Below are 17,899 nucleotides of genomic sequence, written 5' to 3'. Positions count from 1 at the left end.
GCAACAGGAATGTATTAACCTTGCAACGGAAGACCGGCTCAACTTTGCGAGAGGTGAGTGAATTTTTCATGAGGCGATGCGCATGTGCATCGCATGCACCGGCAGAGCACACCCCTCATCTTGCATCCGTGCCATAAAAGACCATTCATACCGGTGTCATGACAGTACGGGATATTGTTCTCGAATTTCGATATCGTATTTCGAGTGCTGCGCCATTCATGGTGGAAAATGGAACATCAGGAGCTTCTTTCAGGCTTCATCCGGCTGCATGTGCTGCATCACGCTGCCGAGAGCGACCTGCACGGCCTGTGGATGATCGAGGAGCTGGCGCATCATGGTTACAGGGTGAGCGCCGGCACGCTCTATCCCATGCTGCACTCCATGGAGAGGAAGGGTTATCTCACCTCCCGCACCGAGAAGATCGGGCGCACGCATCGCAGGATCTACAACGCCACACCCTACGGGATCGCCGCGCTGGACATGGCCCGTCAAAGGGCAAGGGAACTGTTTCGTGAAATCACCGGCTGAAACCATGAATGACGCTGTTGCCGACCATCCGCAGGGTACGCCGGAAGAAGTGTTCCGGGCTTTCCTCAAGCTCGGCCTGACCTCCTTCGGCGGCCCGATCGCCCATCTCGGCTATTTCCGCGACGAACTCGTGGTGCGCCGCAAATGGATCGACGAGGCAGGCTATGGCGATCTCGTCGCGCTCTGTCAGTTCCTGCCGGGACCGGCATCGAGCCAGGTGGGCTTTGCGCTCGGCCTCCTGCGCGGCGGTCCGCTCGGGGCGCTGGCCGCATGGGCGGCCTTCACTCTGCCTTCCGCGCTGCTGCTCATCTCTTTTGCCATGGCCGCGACAGCCTTCGGCGGCCCTGTCGGAAGCGGTCTGCTGCACGGATTGAAGATCGTGGCCGTGGCCGTGGTGGCCCAGGCTGTGTGGGGCATGGCGAAAAGCCTGACACCGGATCGCGAGCGCGCGGGCATCGCGCTTGCGGCCGTGCTGATCGTGGTATTTTCGGCAAGCGCTATCAGCCAGATCGGTGCCATCGCGCTCGGTGGCATTGCCGGGCTGCTGCTCTGTCGCAACGGCCCCGCCACGACGACCGGACATCTCTCGTTTCGTGTGTCGCGCCGTTTCGGCGCAGCGTGCCTCGTAGCCTTCTTCCTGCTGCTCGCCCTGCTGCCCGTCATCGCCTCGACTGCCGGAACACAGGGGCTTTCGCTGTTCGACGCCTTTTATCGCGCCGGCTCCCTCGTCTTTGGCGGCGGCCATGTGGTGTTGCCGCTGCTGCAGGCGGAAGTGGTCGACCGGGGCTGGGTCAGCGCCGGTGATTTTCTCGCGGGCTACGGTGCGGCACAGGCGGTTCCGGGACCGCTTTTCACCTTTGCGGCCTATCTGGGCACGGTTTCGGGACCGGCACCGAACGGCTTCTTCGGAGCCGCCATCGCGCTTGCCGCAATCTTCCTGCCGGGGTTCCTGCTGCTTCTCGGCGCGCTGCCGTTCTGGGATGAATTTCGCAGGAGACCGGTCGCGCAGGCCGCCATGCGCGGCGCGAATGCCGCCGTGGTCGGTATTCTGGGAGCCGCTCTCTACAGTCCGGTCTGGACAAGCGCGATCCTCGCACCGCGCGATTTTGCGCTGGCGCTGACCGGTTTCGTTCTTCTTGTGGTGTGGAAGACGCCGCCCTGGATCGTCGTGGCACTGCTGGCGGCGGGAGGTATGGGACTGGCCCTCCTCTAAGGGAAAACCCCAGAGCGTGGAAACGCTGCCGCTATGCGGGGAGCGGCAGCGGCGGCTGTCAGATGACGACGATCTGCGCCTTGGGTCCGACGCGGTCGTAAAGGTCGATCACATCCTGATTGAACATGCGCACGCAGCCGGAGGACGTTGCCTTGCCGACCGACTGCCAGTCGGGCGTGCCGTGCACGCGGTAAAGCGTGTCCTTGCCGTTCTGGTAGATGTAGAGCGCACGGGCGCCGAGCGGATTGTTGAGGCCGGCTACAGCACCGCCGCGCTCGGCGGAAACGCTGCGAAGATCGGGCTGGCGCTCGACCATGTCATTGGATGGCGTCCAGTGCGGCCATTTCCGCTTCATTTCGATCACGCCACGGCCCGACCATGCGAAACCGTCGCGGCCGAGGCCGACGCCGTAGCGGATCGCCTTGCCGTTGGCCTGCACGAGATAGAGGAAGCGCGCCTTGGTATCGACGACGATGGTGCCGGGAGCTTCCACCGTCTGGTAGCTCACTTCCTGGCGCAGGTAACGGGCGTCGACGCGATCGAGCGGGATTTCCGGCAGCGTGTGGCCTTCATCGCTGATGAGCCCGTAGACCACCTTGTGCAACGGATTGGTGACCGGCAGGCCGTAGGTCTGATGGAATTGTGTCTGGTACAACTCGCGCTTCTGCGGCACCGGCTGGGTGGCCGCAGGCTGAACGCGGGCCGGATCGTAAAAGACCGGAGCAACCTCGTCCTGGAAGACGTCGACATTCATCCGGCTCGTATCGGTCACGAACAGGCAGCCCGACAGGCCGGAGAGCGCAAGGCCGCTGACGGAAAGGCCGAGAGCCCGCAAGACGAGTGCGGAACGCGAAGAGGACCGCGTGGAAGAAGGCCGAGACACCATGATTCACCGTTTCTAGCCGACAGAATTTCCGGCACATTGGCAAACGCGGCTGGCGCGAAGCTTTCCTCCGCGCAATCTTCAGCCCTTTCCAGCCTTTCTGCCGACCGGCAAACGTACGTTTTTCAGCATGATCGAGGCGATGAGGCCAAGCCCGATCATTCCGGATGCCGTCAGGAACAACGGAAGGAAAGCATCGGCATAGACCTCGGCGATCGCGGCGCGAGTCGCATCCGGCAGGGAGGCGAGAACGCGCGGGGTCAGTTCGCGGAAATCCACACCGCCCGGCAGTTCGATGGACGCGCGGGCGAGGTGCGAGCTGATGATAGCCCCGTAGATCGAGATGGCGATCGCCGCCCCCGACATGCGGGTCAATGTCACCGTTCCGGTCGCGGCGCCGACATCGCTACGCGACGCGGCATTCTGCACGCCGACCACCGGCACTTGCTGGCCGATGCCGACGCCGATGCCCTGAAGCAGCATGACGGCGGCGATGAAGAAGAGCGGCGTGCCGGCATGCAACTGACTGAAGATGGCCATGCTGACGACACCGGTTGCGGTCGATGCGATGGCGAAAGGCTTGTAGAGGCCGGTATGCGAGATCACGCGACCGGCAGCCAGCGAGCCCGTGGCAATGCCGCCGGTGAGCGCGATAAAGAACAGGCCGGCGACGGTCGGCGACAGGCCGGTGGTCGTCTGCAGGAAGAGCGCCACGTAGTTCACCGAGCCGATGCCGATCGCGCCCGACACTAGCGAAATGACGAGCAGCAGATTGACCGTGGGATTGGCAAACAGCGAGAGTGGAACCACGGGTTCATCGACGCGACGCTCGACGAAAACCCAGCCGAGCGCGCAGACAACGCCGAAGGCGACGACGGCAAGGCTCTGCGGCGCAACCAGCGAGCCGAAAATCTGGGCGCTATCGGCCCACAGCACGACGCTTGCAACGGCGCCGGCCAGAAGCAGAGCACCGGCATAGTCGATCTTTGGCCGGCGGTGGGGCTTTCGATACGGCAGGAGAAATGCCAGCCCGCACAGCACAAGGATGCCGATCGGCAGGTTGACGAGGAAGATCGAACGCCAGCCGAAGAGGTCGCTCAGCGTGCCCCCGAGAACGGGGCCGACAGCGCCAGACGCCATCAGCACGAGGCTGGCATAGCTCTGGTAGCGGGCGCGCTCACGCGCCTCGAAAAGATCGGCGTTGATCGAGAAGATCGACACCATGATGCCGCCACCGCCAAGCGCCTGCAAAACGCGGGCTGCGATCAGCGTATCCATGGAGATCGCCATGCCGCAGACGAGCGAGCCGAGGGTGAAGATCGCCACCGCGGCCATGATGACGTATTTGCGGCCGAAGAGATCGCCCAGCTTGCCATAGAGCGGCATGACGGCGCTGGTCGTCAGCAGGTAGGCCGAGCCGACCCAGGCGAATCGCTCCAGCTCGCCGAACTCGCCGACGATGGTCGGCAGTGCGGTGGAGACAATCTGGTTGTCGAGCGTCGCCATGAACATCGACGTCAAAAGCAGCAGAAACACGAAAAGACGCATGCGCGGGTCCGGCACCAGCGGAACGAAGAGTTCTGCTCGGGCCGCCTCCGCGGCCAGCTTCTGCGGGGATTTCACATCCATGACGGGGGCTCCGGATTGAGGATTGTCAGTTTATGTGACTTTCGCAAATATTTGTCAATCGCACATATATGACAATAGCATCAAATTGCTTTGAGCTTCGCCGCATCTCTGCTATGGATTGGGAATGAACGACATGACCGACCAAACCGGCTCGCAGGAGCCCGCAATAGACGAGACGATCACCCTTATCGGCCGCTCGATGGGACGCATGCGGCTGATGATCGGCCGCCGCTTCATCGGCAAGCTGGCGATCAGCCGGGTCGGCGCGAGCATGGAGCTATCCCATCTCGACGTCATCGCCATGGTGCGCAGACTCGGGGACGGACAGGAAGTGACGATCGGCGCAATTGCCGAGCAATTGCGGGTCGATCCTTCCCGCTCAAGCCGGATCGTCGCCGATCTCGTGCGGCAGGGCCTCTTGAGACGCGAAGTCTCGCAGGAGGACGCCCGGCGCACCATCGTGGTGATCACGCCGTTCGGGCAGAAGCTTCTGGAAAAGGTGGACGAAGTGAAGCGCGAGACGATCCGGGAGATCGTTGCGGATTGGCCCCAAGGGGATATCGAACGTTTCGCCGAACTCTACGACAGGTTCATCAACGGCTTCGACCGTCGGCTGCAGCAGTTCGAGGCGGAAAACGTGGATCAGGCCGCGGATGATGATATGGCTTATGGAACGGCAAGATCTGCCTCCCGGAAATAATCAATTTATCGCTAAAACGTTTCCGCGTTTCTGCGAACCGCGAAAACCCTCTACCTGCTTTGTTTTTACGCATTTCCGTACGCAAAACCGCGAAACACTTTTGCTGGAAATGCGTTAATCGGCGGAACAGTGTCCCGGCCGGCCCTCCCCCAAGAAGGCCGGCCGGAGCCGGGCACGTTGGCAGCTACGATATGCTGTCGCCAGTCCGCCTAAAGAGACGCCAGCAAGCTGGACGCGCCCGTGTATCCTCGTGCATTCGCCGCACTCAGGCCGCAGCCGGAGGCTTCATCGCGGTGTAGATCTTCTTTCCCAGCACTGCCGCAATCGGCAGCGCAAGCACACAACCCGCGATAAAAGCGCCGGCGATCTGCCATGGCTCCATCATGCGCATTGCCAACACCGCGGTAACAGCACCTCCGCCCAACACCGTGGCACAGAGAATATACAAGACTGCTGCGAGACGAAACATCCGACCCTCCATCGTTCATCGCTAAAATTGAAACTATGCTTTCCTTGCAACACAGCATTGATCTGGCTCAAACGGTTTTTCCGCAGGGCAAAATGGCGTTTTTGTCGCACCGTTTGCCTTTGGATTGCCCCTCTCCTCTACCACCCATATCCGTCTTAACCGTGATCGGCGGCAGTGCTTGCCGCGCAACGTCGTTTCCGCCAAGTTCCGGATACTGAACAGGAGGCGGCATGCTGCGGCGACGCACGGTGATGATGGGGCTTTCGTCCGCCTTCATGGCGATCGATCCGCTGCGTCCTGCGCTCGCAAAGGCACAATTGCTGGCGCAGGCCGATCTTCGCGGCGCAATCGATGCAGGCGAAGCCGGCATTCTGCCGGGTGCCACAGACAACCAGAGCCGCAAGCTGCAGGCGCTGATCGATGCGGCTGCGGCCAGCGGCCAGCCGATCTTCCTGCCAGCCGGCACCTACCGTGTCTCCAATATCGAGCTCCGGGAAGGCACGCAGCTTTCCGGCGTGCCTGGCCTCACCCTGCTCTCCTATGGCGGCGAAGGGCATCTCATTTCCGCCCGTGACCTGAAGCACGTCTCGCTCACCGGGATCTCGCTCGATGGCGCGAACCGCTGGCTCGGCGACTACACGGAAGCGCTCGCCGCCTTTCGCGGGGTCAGCGATGTCAGGATCAGCGATTGCACGATCTCCGGCAGCCGCAAGCACGGCATTCAGTTCGAGCGCTGCGGCGGGCGGCTGGAACGCAGCCGCATCACAGGGGCCGGCGGCGCTGGCGTCATGGCCATCGAGACGAAGGCGATGGCCTTTTCGGACAATGAAATCGCCGATTGCGGCAATGGCGGCATCCTCGTGCATCGCTGGACGAAAGGCGAGGACGGCGCCATGGTCACCGGCAATCGCGTGACCCGGATCGGCGCGCGGGACGGCGGCACCGGCCAGAACGGCAACGGCATCAATCTCTTTCGCGCAGATAACGTGATGGTCAGCGGCAATCATGTTTCGGACTGCGCCTTTTCCGCCATACGGGCGAATTCGGCCTCCAATGCCACAATCAGCGGCAACCAGTGTTTCCGCTCCGGGGAGGCCGCAATCTATGCGGAATTCTCCTTCGAAGGTGCCTTGATCGCCGACAACCTCATCGACGGGGCAGCGTGCGGTATTCTGGTCGTCAATCTCGACCAGGGTGGCCGGCTTGCGAGTGTAACAGGCAATATTGTCCGCAACCTCTCCGAAACCGGCCCCTATGTGCATGACGGCGCGGGTTTCGGCTTCGGTATCGCCGTGGAGGCCGATACGGTCGTCTCCGGCAACGTGATCGAAAACGCGCCGAAATGGGGGCTGATGCTGGGCTGGGGTCCCTATCTGCACAACATCGTCGCCACCAGCAACGTGATCCGCAAGGCCGGTCGGGCCGGCATCGCCGTCTCGGTGGTCGAGGGTTCCGGCGACGTCGTCATTTCCGGCAACATCATCTCCGAGGCTCCGGCCGGGGCCATACTCGGCTATCGCTGGAACGACAAGGCGACCGGCGAACTGATCGACGGCAAGGAAAGCTTTCCGCACCTCACCATCGAGGGCAACCGGCGCTCGTAAGGGATAACGGTCAGCTTCTCTGCAGTGCCAGATGAGTGCCGAGCCCGACAAGGATGGTGCCACCTGCCCGCTGGACCAGTTTCCGGGCGGGACCGGACTGCTTCAGCCTTGCCACGATCATCCCGGCCAGCAGGACGCTGACGATATCGGCGAAGGTAAACATGGCATTCACCAGCAGCCCGAGAATGGCGAACTGCGCCCAGACCGGAAGCGATGCGCCGCTATCGACGAATTGCGGCAGGAAGGCCATGAAGAAAATGGCCGTCTTGGGGTTCAGCACCTCGACGGTAACGCTCTGCACGAAGGCCCTGCCCGATAAACCGCCCTTGCTGTGGGAGACTTCTCCTGTCTGCGCATCCTTGGAGCGGAAGAGCGAAATGCCAAGCCAGATCAGATAAAGCGCGCCCGCGAGCTTCACCAGCATGAAGGCCACCGGAACCGCATGAAACAGCACCGACAATCCGGCCGCGGCAGCGAAGATATGCGCATAGGAACCGATATGAATGCCGAGTACCGCCATGAATCCAGCCCTGCGCCCGCCGGCCATGGTGCGGGCGGCCGCGTAGAGCATCGCCGGCCCGGGGATGAAGGCGAAGAGCGCGGTGGTCACGAGGAAAGCAAGCAGTACATCGAGAGACGGCATTCACCCTTTCCTTGCTTCGTCGCAACCGGTGTTCTCAAAACAGGCGAACAGCATTCCACCAGGTCGGTCAAGAGCAGCCGTGTGGGGAGACCGAATCCTGCGAAAGGCCGGTCAATCGATCAAGACGGATCAGACAGTCTAAACTCACAGAAATGTTACAATTTCACTCTTATTCCACCAAGGATAAATCCGGAAGAACTTGGCCTCTCTCCACAATTTTCGAATAAACGTAAGAACTGCTTAAGGCAGATATGTTTGCATGCGATCAGAGCAACACATTCCGATCGCCATGTTTACAAAACTGCAGAATGCCATTCTCGAAATGATCGCAACCGGCACTCCGCTGCAGGAAACAGTCGATTTCCTCTGCCGGAATGTCGAGGCGACCATTCCCGATATCGTGTGCTCGGTTCTGATGATCGATCCTCAGAACCGCCTGCGGCATCTGGCCGGCCCCTCGCTGCCAGCGCAATATGCTGCCGCAATCGATGGTGTGCAGATCGGTCCGGAAGTGGGCTCCTGCGGTACAGCGGCCTTCACCGGCAAGCCGGTGACCGTGACCGACATTTCTACCCATCCCTACTGGGCAAATTACAAGCATCTGGCGCTCTCCGTCGGGCTGGTTGCCTGCTGGTCAACGCCGATCATCACGTCCGGCAAGGTGCTCGGTACCTTCGCATTCTACTTCCGCAAGACCCGTGGTCCCTCGCCCCTGGAGAGAAAGATCGTCGAGGCCAGCGTGCATCTCTGCGCTATCGCCATCGAGCGCGATCAGCGCGTGGCAGAGCGGCGCAGACTCGCCGAAACGGATGCATTGACACAGCTTCCCAATCGCAGCCGATTCAACGAAGTGGTGGCCGAACATGACGATAGCGGCAACTCCTGGGCTATCCTGCTCGCCGACATCGACAATCTGAAACTGGTCAACGACACCTTCGGTCATCTCGCCGGCGACGACCTGATCCGCACGGTTGCCGCGCGTATGGCCGAGATTTGCGAGCCGAGCCTGGTATTCCGGCTCGGTGGCGATGAATTCGCCGTCATCGTCTGCACCGCCGGCGGCACCACCCCGGGCGAGGTCGCCGAACGCCTGATTGCGGCGATCAAGCCCCCATGCATCTGCGCCGATCATACCATTTACCCATCCGTCACCATCGGAGGCGCCATGGCGCTCGCCGGGGAAAGCGCCCAGCAGGTTCGCCAGAATGCCGACTATGCGCTCTACCATGCCAAGGAGCGGGCGCGCGGCAATTATATCGAATTCGTGCCGGGGCTCGGCACCGCCATCGCCAAACGCTTTCGCGCCATTCAGGACGTTACCGAGGCTCTTCGCGAAGAGCGTATCGACGCCTATTATCAGCCGGTCATCGAATTGGCGACGGGCCGAGTGGTGAGCCTCGAGGCGCTTTGCCGCCTCAAGACCCACGCCGGCGATGTGATCGCCGCCGGTTATTTCCACGAGGCGACGAAGGACGCCAATATCGCATTCCAGCTGACCGACTGCATGCTTGCCAAGGTCGCGGATGACGCGCGCCGCTGGCTGGACGACGGTATTGCCTTCGGGCGGATCGGCATCAACCTCGCAGCTGCGGATTTCTATCGCGGAGGCCTTGCCTCACGCATATCGACGGCTTTCGGTGAACGGGGCGTGCCACTCGACAAGGTGATCGTGGAGATTACGGAATCCGTCTATCTCGACCAGCGCGACCAGATCGTCGCCTGCCAGATCCGCGCGCTGCGGGCGACCGGCATGGCGGTTGCGCTCGACGATTTCGGCACCGGGTTCGCCTCTCTCACCCATCTGTTGACGGTGCCTGTCGATATCATCAAGATCGACAAGACTTTTGTTCAGCGCATGATCGGCGACCACGCGGGCGCAGTCATCATCAAGGGCCTCATCGACATCGCCAATGGTCTTGGCATCAAGGTCACGGCGGAGGGCATTGAGACAACGGAACAGCTCGGCTCGCTTCAGGAGCTCGGCTGCACCGACGGACAAGGTTTCCTCTTCTCCCGAGCCGTCGACCGCGCCGAGATTGCCTCCCTGCTGAAAGAACGGGGCACAGCCCAGCCACACCCTTCCTGCCCCTCCCTTCTCGGCGCGACCGGTTAACTCCCTCTATCTTGCCCCTTCGGAACAGGCGACGGCGCAAGGCGGATGAGCGCCAGCGCATCCGGTGGCGGCTGGCGTTCGACCCTTCGATAAACCCGGCAATCGGCAGTGCGCGAAAGAAGCCTCTGATTGACCATCTCGCGGCGAAGGAGCGCATGATCGCCGAAGGCATGGCGGCGTTTCAGAAGGTCATTGACCTGCCTCTCAGTCATTTCTTCCCCAGCCGGGAATTCGGACCACAGCCGCCAGAGGCAAAGCTGCTGCAGGCTGGTCTTGGCCGGCCAGCGAGCCAGCTCACCCGCCGCATCGAAACAGCGCGCGGCAACCTCCACCTTCTGGAAATCGACCACAGGCGCTTCCGCGAGTGGTTCGGCCATGCGGCTTTCGGCGGCCCTTGCCGCCTTCAGATGCTGATAATTGCGATAGCCTGCCGCGCGCGACAGGATGTTCAGGATCTCGACATGACCGGGCTTTTCCGCGCGGGCGTCGAGCTCCCGCTTGATCGTGCGGGCAAGGGCCGAAAGATCGGGCGCCTCATAGGCATGAATGATACGCGACATCGTCTTTTCCTCGATATCGTGCCCAGAAAACCAGACTGGAAAAACCAGGGTATTCGGTGGTCACCGACTTCCGACCGGGCACTGGAAAAGTGGCTGTCGTGAAAATCGAAAAGTCAGGTTTAGCTCCCCTTTCGGGGCGGTGACGCCTGGGTGAACTGCGGACCCGAAGCAAATCCATAAAATTTCGGCTCCTCGAAGTCAACGATTGCGGCATTTCCATCATTAGAATTCATGTGCGGATCACAGCGGTTGAGCTTTTCATCCGAACGGCAGACGGATAGCCTTCGGCCCGCACCAACAGGGAAGAAATCATGCTGACCATCTACGGCGTCTACAAATCACGCGCGACACGCACATTCTGGCTGGCCGGAGAGCTTGGCCTCACCTTCAAGCAGGTGCCTGTCATCCAGGCCCGCAAGCTTGCCGATCCGCTGGCCGTGGACGCGCGGATCAACACCCGTTCGCCGGAGTTTCTGGCGGTCAATCCGATGGGGGCCATCCCCACCATCGACGATGACGGGCTGAAGCTCACCGAAAGCCTCGCGATCAACCTCTACCTCGCCAAGAAGCATGGCGGTCCGCTTTCGCCCAAGGATCTCGCCGAGGATGCGTTGATGATCCAGTGGTCGTTCTTCGCGGCGACCGAGATCGAACTCAATGCGCTGAAGATCTCGACGGCCAATGCCGAGGGACGGCTCGGCACCGATGCCGGCAAGGCGGAAGCCGATGCCGTCAGCCGCCTCCTGAAGCGCTCCTTCGGCGTGCTGGAAAAGCAGCTTTCCACCCACGACTACCTCGTCGGCAACCGCTTCACCGTCGCGGACCTGAACGTGGCGGAAATCGTCCGCTATGCCCAGCCCTACCAACCGCTGATGGAAGAGCATCCGCATGTCGCCGCATGGCTGAAGCGCTGCCAGGACCGCCCGGCCTTCAAGGCCATGTGGCTGACCCGCGCCGACGAACAGGAATAAGGGCCTCCCTCCTTGCGAACCGGAAAGAGGAGGCCTTCCGGCCTTTTTCGGGGCGCTGGCGAGCGCCCTTTCGGACATATCCTTGGGTCCGCCGACGCTCCCCCAAGGTCGTCATCCCGGCCCTGAGCCGGGATCCAGCGCGATCAAGTCCCTGATCGCAAAAGAGTGTTTTGCGCGATGGACATCGCGCCGCTGGATGCCGGAACAAGTCCGGCATGACGGAGACGGGAGCCTCGACGATCGATACGAGACTTTGTCAGTAAGCTGAGGGAGGCCTTTGGTCCTCCCTCGCCTTTTATCCAGCCAAGGCGTTACCTCGCCTGCCACAGGCAGACGGTAACACTCAGGCGCAGCCCGGCACGTCCTCCAGCCGGTGCCAGACCGGAATGCCGCGCTCGTTGGCGATCCGCACGTCGTTGTCCGCCCCCTTGGAAGCGCCCGGCAGGCGCAGCACACCCTCGCAAAGTTGAAGAAGACGGCCCGCGACCGGGTGGAATATCTCCTCGTAGAGATCGTCACCAACGCTCTTGCCGCCCGCCGCATGCCAGACCGGCAGCGCCACCCACTCTCCGATCATCGGCACGTGACCGGCCCTGAACAGGGCATGGGACGGCGCTTCCAGGCGCTTCAGGTTTTCGGCCATCTTCGCGGGATCATCCCCCGTTCCCGACCGGTAGGGACCTGCAATCAATATCAGCATTTCGTGCTCCTTTCATGTCGCATTGCTGAAACATGCGTGAATCTGCACGAATTTTCTGGAATGTCGAATCATTTCATGCATTATAACGCAAATACACAGACAAAAACGCAGGAAGCCGCATGCTTACCGATCAGCGCCGCGCCCATATTCTCGAAACCTTGCGACTGACAGGCCGCGCGCTGGCGAGCGAACTGGCCAAAGAGCTTTCGGTTTCTGAAGACACGATCCGGCGGGACATGCGCGATATGGCAACGGCGGGATTGCTGCGACGGGTGCATGGCGGGGCGCTGCCTGTTACGCCCGAGCTGCCGGATTTTTCCGCCCGCCAAAGCGTTTCCACGAGGGAAAAGGCAGCGCTCGGCGCACGCGCGGCAGCCCTTGTGAAGCCGGGGCAGATGATCTTCCTCGATGGCGGCACGACGACGGCCGAGATCGCCCGGCGATTGCCGAAGGACATGCCGCTGACCGTCGCCACCCATTCGCCGACGATTGCCGCCGAATTCGAACATCACCGGCAGATCGAGGTGATCCTGATCGGCGGGCGGCTTTACAAGCATTCCATGGTGGCGGTGGGTGCGGCGGCGATGACCGCCATCGACGCGATCCGCCCCGACATCTTCTTTCTCGGGGTTACCGCCGTGCATCCCTCACACGGTCTCTCGACCGGCGATTTCGAGGAAGCGGCAATCAAGCGGCATATCCTGACGGCGAGCGCCGAAACCTACGTGCCGGTGACCGAAGAGAAGATCGGCGCGCTCTCACCCTGCCTGATCGCGCCGCTCTCGAACATCGCCGGCCTGATCGTACCCTCAGGCATGGACGCGGAACGGCTCGCACCCTATCGCGAGGCAGGGACCGAGGTGATCGAGGGGTGAGGTCTCAGGAGCTTCGAGCTTCGATGCCCGCCGAAACGTATCTTGATGGCGGAAGTCCGGCGAAGCGGGTGAAGGCTGTGCTGAAAGCGCTGGCGGAGCGGTAGCCGACCCGTTCGGCGATTTCCTGAATGCCGATATTGCCCTTCGTGAGAAGGTTTCTCGCCAGCGTCATCCGCCAGGAAATCAGGTATTCCATGGGCGCCACGCCCATGGCGCGGCGGAAGCGCTTGAAGAATGCGGATCGGGAGAGCGCGGCTTCGCCCGCCAGTTGTTCCATTGTCCATTCCCGGGTCGGATGTTCGTGAAGCAGGCGGATGACGGGTGCGAGGCGCTCGTCGCCGAGGCCGCGCAGAATGCCGTGGGGTGCCGCCTCACCCGAGGTCGAGCGCAGCGTCTCCAGGAGCAGCACTTCCAGCAGCCGGGCGAGGATCATCTCGCGCGCCGGCCTTTCGTTTCGGGCTTCGTCGGTCACGAGCCCGACGAGGGCCGACAGCCTTTCGTCTCCGCGGATATGAAAGAACCTCGGCAGCAGGGACAGGAGCAGTTCCGCATCCGGCGATCCGAAGGAAAAATGCCCGACCAGCAGCCGTGCATTGGCGGGCGCATGCGGATCGCCGTGCCTGATCTCGCCCGGAAGCCGGGTGATCGTGCGCGGATCGACCGTCCCATCCAGCGTCTCCCCGCTGCCCGACATGGTGAAATTGTGCATGCCGGGAACCAGCACGAAATCACCCGCGCGCAGTTCGACTGGGGCGTTGCCATCCACCGCGAGGCGGGAAGCGCCCTCGATCACCACGCAATAGAACGGGTTTCCCGGACCATCGCGGGTGACGCTCCAGACGCCGCCGCCGCTGACCGCTTTGGACAAGCCCGCGCTCGGCTGCAGCAATGTGACCATCTCGGCGAGCGGATCGCTCAAACGACACTCCTGATAATGTTTGACGGACGATGCATTATGTATCGCATCACCAGAACGATCTACCCTTCTTTCATCCGATATTGAAAAGGAAAAGAAGCATGAAGACCGTTCTCATTACCGGAGCATCCTCCGGGTTCGGACTGGAAACCGCAAAGTTCTTTCTCGAAAAGGGCTGGAGGGTCGTGGCGACCATGCGCAACCCGCGCGCGGACATCCTGCCTCCTTCGGAAAACCTCGGCATCCTCGCTCTCGACGTCACGGATGCCGTCAGCATCCGCAACGCCGTCGAGGCAGCCGGCCCGATCGACGTTCTGGTGAACAATGCCGGCATAGGCTGGCTGAATGCTGTCGAGGGAACACCTATGGAGGTCGTGCGCGACATCTTCGAGACCAACACTCTTGGCACCATCGCGATGACGCAGGCGGTGCTGCCGCAGTTTCGGGAGCGCAGGCAAGGCGTCGTCATCAACGTGACATCGAGCGTGACGCTGATGCCCCTGCCGCTGCTTTCGGTCTATACCGCCAGCAAGGCGGCCGTGAATGCCTTCACCGACGTTGCCGCGCTGGAACTCGAGCCCTTCAACGTGCGCATGAAGATCGTCCTGCCCGGTCGTGCACCGGCAACCAGTTTCGGTGACAACGCCCGGTCAAGGATACAGGAACATGGCGGCTTCCCGGAAGCCTATGCCTCAGTGGTCAAATCCGTGTTTGCCGCGTGGGAGCAGCAGGGAGAGGCGGACATCACCCACGCAGCTGACGTCGCTCAGGCGATCTGGCGTGCCGCGACCGATCCATCGTCTCCCATGCGCATTCCGGCGGGTGCGGATGCGGTTGCGCTTGCGGGATAGTCAGACGAGTGGTTGCAGAAACAATACGAGCGGGCCTTGCCGGATTCATAGACGCCCGCAAGTAATTCGGTGAAACGGCAGTAGATCGTTGAATGGCGACCCCTCATCCGGCAGCAGCAGTTCAATCGCAAATCAAGGCATGGGCGTGGAGCCCCTCCCCCTTGTGGGGAGGGTTTGGGGGGCTTAGCTCCGTAGCAAACCCCCTCCCACCTGCCGCCCCCCACACAAGGGGGAGGGTTAAGAATGCTGCAACGCCTTCGCTTCGTCTCCTCCCGCTTGAGGGCGAAGGCTCGGTTCACGCGGCTCGGCACAGGTCAGCGGATAGGCCGAACCTCAGTCGAACAGCACGTTGGTAACGCGGACATCGCCGACGTGCAGGCCGATCCAGTTGTGCATGGAGTGGTTGGCCATGCCCATCAGGGCCGCGTGCTCGGCGCTGTCCTTTTCGAAGTAGCGGGCTAGAAGGGCGGCGATCATGCTTTCGGCGGCGCGGCTTGCGCCGTCTTCGCACTTGACGGCGAGCGATAGCCCCTTTTCCGGCAGGATGGCGCAGAACACACCTTCAGCGCCGGTCTTGGCGAAGATCTTGCCGGGCGCGACCTGCATCAGGCGGGTGCAGAAGCGGCCGGTGCCGGCGACATAGAAGGGTTCGGCCATGCAGGCCTCGATCAGGCGTTTCGAGGCTGCCGCACGTTGCGGCCCGATGCCGTTGCCGGTCGCCATCTTGGCGAAGCCGCGGGCGAGATCGACGAGCGGAACGGCATAGGTCGGGATCGAGCAGCCGTCGGTGCCGCAATTGTCGCGTGATAGCGGCGTGCTGGTCAGGTCGGCCATCACGGCGCGGATTTCCACCTGCAGCGGATGTTCGTAACCGGCATAGCCGCGCGGATCGTCGCCGGCATGGCAGCAGGCGCAGATGAAGCCGGAATGCTTGCCGGAGCAATTGTTGTGAAGGGCGGTCGGCTTTTCGAGCGTGCGGGCCTGATGGATCAGCGTCTTCTGCTCGAAGGACCAGTGGGCGCCGCATTCCAGCACGCTTTCGTCCCGCCCTGCCCGCTTCAGCATGGAGGCGGCCAGCGCCACATGCTCGTCCTCGCCGGAATGAGAGGAACAGGCAAGCGCCAGTTCCTTATTGCCGAAGCCATAGGCATCAGCGGCACCGGTTTCGATCAGCGGCAGCGCCTGCATGGCCTTGCAGGACGAGCGGGGGAAGGTCGGCGTCTCGATCTCACCGGCGGAATAGACGACATTGCCATCTCCATCCACCACCACGGCCAGACCGCGATGACGGCTCTCGACCAGTTTGCCTCGGGTAACTTCGACGGTGACGGGGGTGTGCATGACTTGCCTCGAGAGAACGATGTGAACGAGACAGCGTGATAGCCCGCATTCAGGAAATTGCCAACGGTGCCGTGTCCTGCCGGTTCAACGATATGCCGGAGACGAATTCCCGGACCATCCGCGCCACCAGCCCCGCATCTTCCCAATGGATGTTGTGCCCGCGTCCCGGCAAGGCCACGGCCGTCGATGACGGAGATGAAACGAAAGCATTCGCCAGCGCCCGCTGATGCTCCGGTCCGAACAGCGGGTCATCCTCGCCCGAAAGGCAAAGAACCGGGCACGTCACCTGCCCGGCCGTCGCGGTCCGGTTCGCGTCCGCGAGCCCGGTGAAAACGCGCTGCCAGACGGCGGCCTGCATTGCCGCCGCCTCAAGCCGCGCATGGCTAAGAAATTCCGGATCGACCGGACGGGCGCAGGCATGCCATTCGTCGAAAAACGGATCGGCGGGATCGATCGGGTCCGCCAGGGACCGGATCGCAGTCGAGATGTTTCCATCCTCGGCAAGGCGCGGCGTGAGCGAGCTTGCCAGGATCACGAGGCCCTGCGCCCGCTTTCCGAGCCGCGCACAAAGATCGACCCCGACCACGCCCCCCATGGAATGGCCGAGAACGATAGCCTCACCACGTCCAAGATGATCCAGCAGGGCCTCGACGTCTTCGGCAAACCCATCACATCCCGGCGACTGCCGCGCAGCGGAAGAGCCATGGCCCGGCAGATCGGGGATCAGCAGGGAAAACTGGGGCCAGAGCAATGACGCAAGTTCGGCATGGCTGCGGCTGCTGTCGGTGAACCCGTGCAGGAGAACCAGCAACGGCCCGGCGGCCCCTGCGTCGGATGCTTCATGGACATAGGCCAGACGCCGCCCGTCAGCGAGTGTCAGGCGGCATTTCTTCTGCTCCCAGCCGGCATGATCCACGGACATCAGAGACCCAGCGCGCCCTTGACGGCATCCAGTCCCGGCTTGCCATCGATGGTTTCGACGCCGGCGAGCCATGCCTCCAGCCGCTGCGGCTCATCCTTGATGGCCTTCACCGCCGCTTCCTCCGGCCCCATGCCGTCATCGATCAGGTAACCCATGCCGCGATTTTCGAAATCGACATCGAATGCGAGGTTGTTCAGGAGCTTCGCGACATTCGGGCATTCCCCGGCAAAACCCTTGCGAACATGCGTCGAAACGGTCGCGGCACCATAATCCGGCCCATAGAACTTATCGCCGCCGGTGAGATAACGGATCTGGAAGGCCGAGTTCATCGGATGGGGCGCCCAGCCCTGGAAGACGATGAACTCTTTGTTCTTCACCTTTCTGCGGACCTCTGCCAGCATGCCCTGCTCGCTGGATTCGACCACCTCCCAATCCGAAAGGCTGAAGGACGGATCGGCTATGACATCGAACATGGTGAGGTTGGAGCCGGGCTCGATGCCGTACATCTTCTTGCCGAACTGGTCGGAGAACTTGTGCAGGTCGCTGAAGTCGTGGACACCGGCTTCGTAGACGTAGTCCGGCACGGCGAAGGTGTATTTCGCACCCGTCAGATTGACCCTGACGGTCTCGACGCTGCCCTTTTCCTGATAGGCCTTGAAGTAGTTGACCATGGCCGGTTCCCAATAGCCCAGGAACACGTCGAGATCCTTGTTTTCAAGGCTGCGGTAGATCACCTCGACGCCGAGCATGTTGGTTGAGGGTTCGTAGCCGAGTCCCTTGAGCAGGGTCATGCCGATCCCGGTGGTGAAGGCAAGGTCGTTCCAGCCGGGTTCCGCCATGCGCACCGCCCGACACGAGGCCGGATCGGCGGCGAACGCGAGATGGCTCGACCCCAGCAAGGCGATGGCCAGCACCGATATTCCCATAGGCTTGAACATGCTGCTCCCCTTTATTGTCCATATGGATAATTTATTGACCAAT

Annotated in this window: 18 protein-coding genes; 8 read left to right on the top strand and 10 right to left on the bottom strand. The window is 62.0% G+C overall.

The annotated features are described in order from the left end of the window. The first annotated feature begins 228 nt into the window (after positions 1–228). Both H4I99_RS02005 and chrA read left to right on the top strand, forming a co-directional pair. Positions 229–528 (top strand): PadR family transcriptional regulator, encoded by a 300-nt coding sequence (locus tag H4I99_RS02005; RefSeq protein WP_163904122.1) that lies wholly within the window; start codon positions 229–231, stop codon positions 526–528. 4 nt (positions 529–532) lie between these two features. Then, complete coding sequence (chrA, locus tag H4I99_RS02000; RefSeq protein WP_163906165.1) at positions 533–1,741, top strand: chromate efflux transporter; 1,209 nt, start codon at positions 533–535, stop codon at positions 1,739–1,741. 58 nt (positions 1,742–1,799) lie between these two features. Here chrA and H4I99_RS01995 read toward each other — a convergent pair whose 3' ends face one another. After that, a complete protein-coding gene (locus H4I99_RS01995; RefSeq protein ID WP_163904120.1) occupies positions 1,800–2,627 on the bottom strand; it encodes a L,D-transpeptidase in 828 nt (275 codons plus the stop codon). Between the two features lie 78 nt (positions 2,628–2,705). Further along, positions 2,706–4,253, bottom strand: a complete 1,548-nt coding sequence (locus tag H4I99_RS01990) for an MDR family MFS transporter (RefSeq protein WP_163904118.1) — start codon at positions 4,251–4,253, stop codon at positions 2,706–2,708. Positions 4,254–4,377: 124 nt separating this feature from the next. Here H4I99_RS01990 and H4I99_RS01985 point away from each other — a divergent pair, with 124 nt between their 5' ends. Next, positions 4,378–4,953, top strand: coding sequence for a MarR family winged helix-turn-helix transcriptional regulator (locus tag H4I99_RS01985; protein ID WP_163904116.1), 576 nt, complete (start codon positions 4,378–4,380; stop codon positions 4,951–4,953). 265 nt (positions 4,954–5,218) lie between these two features. Here H4I99_RS01985 and H4I99_RS01980 read toward each other — a convergent pair whose 3' ends face one another. Further along, complete coding sequence (locus H4I99_RS01980; protein WP_163904114.1) at positions 5,219–5,422, bottom strand: hypothetical protein; 204 nt, start codon at positions 5,420–5,422, stop codon at positions 5,219–5,221. Positions 5,423–5,652: 230 nt separating this feature from the next. Here H4I99_RS01980 and H4I99_RS01975 point away from each other — a divergent pair, with 230 nt between their 5' ends. Further along, positions 5,653–7,026: a TIGR03808 family TAT-translocated repetitive protein gene (locus H4I99_RS01975; protein WP_163904112.1), complete on the top strand. Its 1,374-nt coding sequence runs from the start codon at positions 5,653–5,655 to the stop codon at positions 7,024–7,026. 10 nt (positions 7,027–7,036) lie between these two features. Here H4I99_RS01975 and H4I99_RS01970 read toward each other — a convergent pair whose 3' ends face one another. After that, entirely contained in the window at positions 7,037–7,669 is a 633-nt protein-coding gene (locus tag H4I99_RS01970) for a LysE family translocator (protein ID WP_163904110.1), read from the bottom strand. A 289-nt stretch (positions 7,670–7,958) separates the two neighbouring features. Here H4I99_RS01970 and H4I99_RS01965 point away from each other — a divergent pair, with 289 nt between their 5' ends. Beyond that, positions 7,959–9,782, top strand: coding sequence for a bifunctional diguanylate cyclase/phosphodiesterase (locus H4I99_RS01965; protein WP_163906163.1), 1,824 nt, complete (start codon positions 7,959–7,961; stop codon positions 9,780–9,782). Here H4I99_RS01965 and H4I99_RS01960 read toward each other — a convergent pair. After that, positions 9,779–10,342, bottom strand: a complete 564-nt coding sequence (locus tag H4I99_RS01960) for a DUF2087 domain-containing protein (protein WP_163904108.1) — start codon at positions 10,340–10,342, stop codon at positions 9,779–9,781. The genes H4I99_RS01965 and H4I99_RS01960 overlap by 4 nt on opposite strands. 311 nt (positions 10,343–10,653) lie before the next feature. Here H4I99_RS01960 and H4I99_RS01955 point away from each other — a divergent pair, with 311 nt between their 5' ends. Beyond that, a complete protein-coding gene (locus tag H4I99_RS01955) occupies positions 10,654–11,313 on the top strand; it encodes a glutathione S-transferase family protein (protein ID WP_163904106.1) in 660 nt (219 codons plus the stop codon). A 343-nt stretch (positions 11,314–11,656) separates the two neighbouring features. Here H4I99_RS01955 and H4I99_RS01950 read toward each other — a convergent pair whose 3' ends face one another. Beyond that, positions 11,657–12,013, bottom strand: coding sequence for a DUF4406 domain-containing protein (locus H4I99_RS01950; RefSeq protein ID WP_163904104.1), 357 nt, complete (start codon positions 12,011–12,013; stop codon positions 11,657–11,659). Positions 12,014–12,132: 119 nt separating this feature from the next. Between H4I99_RS01950 and H4I99_RS01945 the strand changes: the two genes are divergently transcribed. Next, positions 12,133–12,888, top strand: coding sequence for a DeoR/GlpR family DNA-binding transcription regulator (locus H4I99_RS01945; RefSeq protein ID WP_163904102.1), 756 nt, complete (start codon positions 12,133–12,135; stop codon positions 12,886–12,888). A gap of 4 nt (positions 12,889–12,892) precedes the next feature. On the opposite strand, the gene H4I99_RS01940 is transcribed toward H4I99_RS01945, so the two are convergent. Further along, positions 12,893–13,807, bottom strand: a complete 915-nt coding sequence (locus tag H4I99_RS01940; protein WP_163904100.1) for an AraC family transcriptional regulator — start codon at positions 13,805–13,807, stop codon at positions 12,893–12,895. Positions 13,808–13,905: 98 nt separating this feature from the next. Between H4I99_RS01940 and H4I99_RS01935 the strand changes: the two genes are divergently transcribed. Then, complete coding sequence (locus H4I99_RS01935) at positions 13,906–14,655, top strand: SDR family oxidoreductase (protein ID WP_163904099.1); 750 nt, start codon at positions 13,906–13,908, stop codon at positions 14,653–14,655. A gap of 333 nt (positions 14,656–14,988) precedes the next feature. On the opposite strand, the gene H4I99_RS01930 is transcribed toward H4I99_RS01935, so the two are convergent. From H4I99_RS01930 to choX, 3 genes are read right to left on the bottom strand one after another with little or no spacing between them, the layout of a single operon-like run. Then, entirely contained in the window at positions 14,989–15,996 is a 1,008-nt protein-coding gene (locus H4I99_RS01930; protein ID WP_163904097.1) for an asparaginase, read from the bottom strand. 49 nt (positions 15,997–16,045) lie between these two features. Continuing rightward, the gene (locus tag H4I99_RS01925) at positions 16,046–16,918 is read right to left on the bottom strand and encodes an alpha/beta fold hydrolase (protein ID WP_163904096.1); all 873 of its coding nucleotides are present in this window, start codon (positions 16,916–16,918) and stop codon (positions 16,046–16,048) included. After that, positions 16,918–17,856, bottom strand: coding sequence for a choline ABC transporter substrate-binding protein (choX, locus tag H4I99_RS01920; RefSeq protein ID WP_244624840.1), 939 nt, complete (start codon positions 17,854–17,856; stop codon positions 16,918–16,920). Before choX ends, H4I99_RS01925 begins: the two co-directional genes overlap by 1 nt. Positions 17,857–17,899 lie beyond the last annotated feature (43 nt).

Source organism: Paenirhizobium daejeonense (assembly GCF_014280875.1).
Lineage (GTDB): Bacteria > Pseudomonadota > Alphaproteobacteria > Rhizobiales > Rhizobiaceae > Allorhizobium > Allorhizobium daejeonense.
This window is presented reverse-complemented; position numbering and strand designations above follow the sequence as displayed.

Coding starts and splice junctions, on each gene's coding strand:
- H4I99_RS01990 (WP_163904118.1), bottom strand. CDS start 4,253: ATGGATGTGAAATCCCCGCAGAAGCTGGCCGCGGAGGCGGCCCGAGCA.
- H4I99_RS01985 (WP_163904116.1), top strand. CDS start 4,378: ATGAACGACATGACCGACCAAACCGGCTCGCAGGAGCCCGCAATAGAC.
- H4I99_RS01925 (WP_163904096.1), bottom strand. CDS start 16,918: ATGTCCGTGGATCATGCCGGCTGGGAGCAGAAGAAATGCCGCCTGACA.
- H4I99_RS01945 (WP_163904102.1), top strand. CDS start 12,133: ATGCTTACCGATCAGCGCCGCGCCCATATTCTCGAAACCTTGCGACTG.
- choX (WP_244624840.1), bottom strand. CDS start 17,856: ATGTTCAAGCCTATGGGAATATCGGTGCTGGCCATCGCCTTGCTGGGG.
- H4I99_RS01950 (WP_163904104.1), bottom strand. CDS start 12,013: ATGCTGATATTGATTGCAGGTCCCTACCGGTCGGGAACGGGGGATGAT.
- H4I99_RS01995 (WP_163904120.1), bottom strand. CDS start 2,627: ATGGTGTCTCGGCCTTCTTCCACGCGGTCCTCTTCGCGTTCCGCACTC.
- H4I99_RS01930 (WP_163904097.1), bottom strand. CDS start 15,996: ATGCACACCCCCGTCACCGTCGAAGTTACCCGAGGCAAACTGGTCGAG.
- H4I99_RS02005 (WP_163904122.1), top strand. CDS start 229: ATGGAACATCAGGAGCTTCTTTCAGGCTTCATCCGGCTGCATGTGCTG.
- chrA (WP_163906165.1), top strand. CDS start 533: ATGAATGACGCTGTTGCCGACCATCCGCAGGGTACGCCGGAAGAAGTG.
- H4I99_RS01955 (WP_163904106.1), top strand. CDS start 10,654: ATGCTGACCATCTACGGCGTCTACAAATCACGCGCGACACGCACATTC.
- H4I99_RS01975 (WP_163904112.1), top strand. CDS start 5,653: ATGCTGCGGCGACGCACGGTGATGATGGGGCTTTCGTCCGCCTTCATG.
- H4I99_RS01935 (WP_163904099.1), top strand. CDS start 13,906: ATGAAGACCGTTCTCATTACCGGAGCATCCTCCGGGTTCGGACTGGAA.
- H4I99_RS01980 (WP_163904114.1), bottom strand. CDS start 5,422: ATGTTTCGTCTCGCAGCAGTCTTGTATATTCTCTGTGCCACGGTGTTG.
- H4I99_RS01970 (WP_163904110.1), bottom strand. CDS start 7,669: ATGCCGTCTCTCGATGTACTGCTTGCTTTCCTCGTGACCACCGCGCTC.
- H4I99_RS01965 (WP_163906163.1), top strand. CDS start 7,959: ATGTTTACAAAACTGCAGAATGCCATTCTCGAAATGATCGCAACCGGC.
- H4I99_RS01960 (WP_163904108.1), bottom strand. CDS start 10,342: ATGTCGCGTATCATTCATGCCTATGAGGCGCCCGATCTTTCGGCCCTT.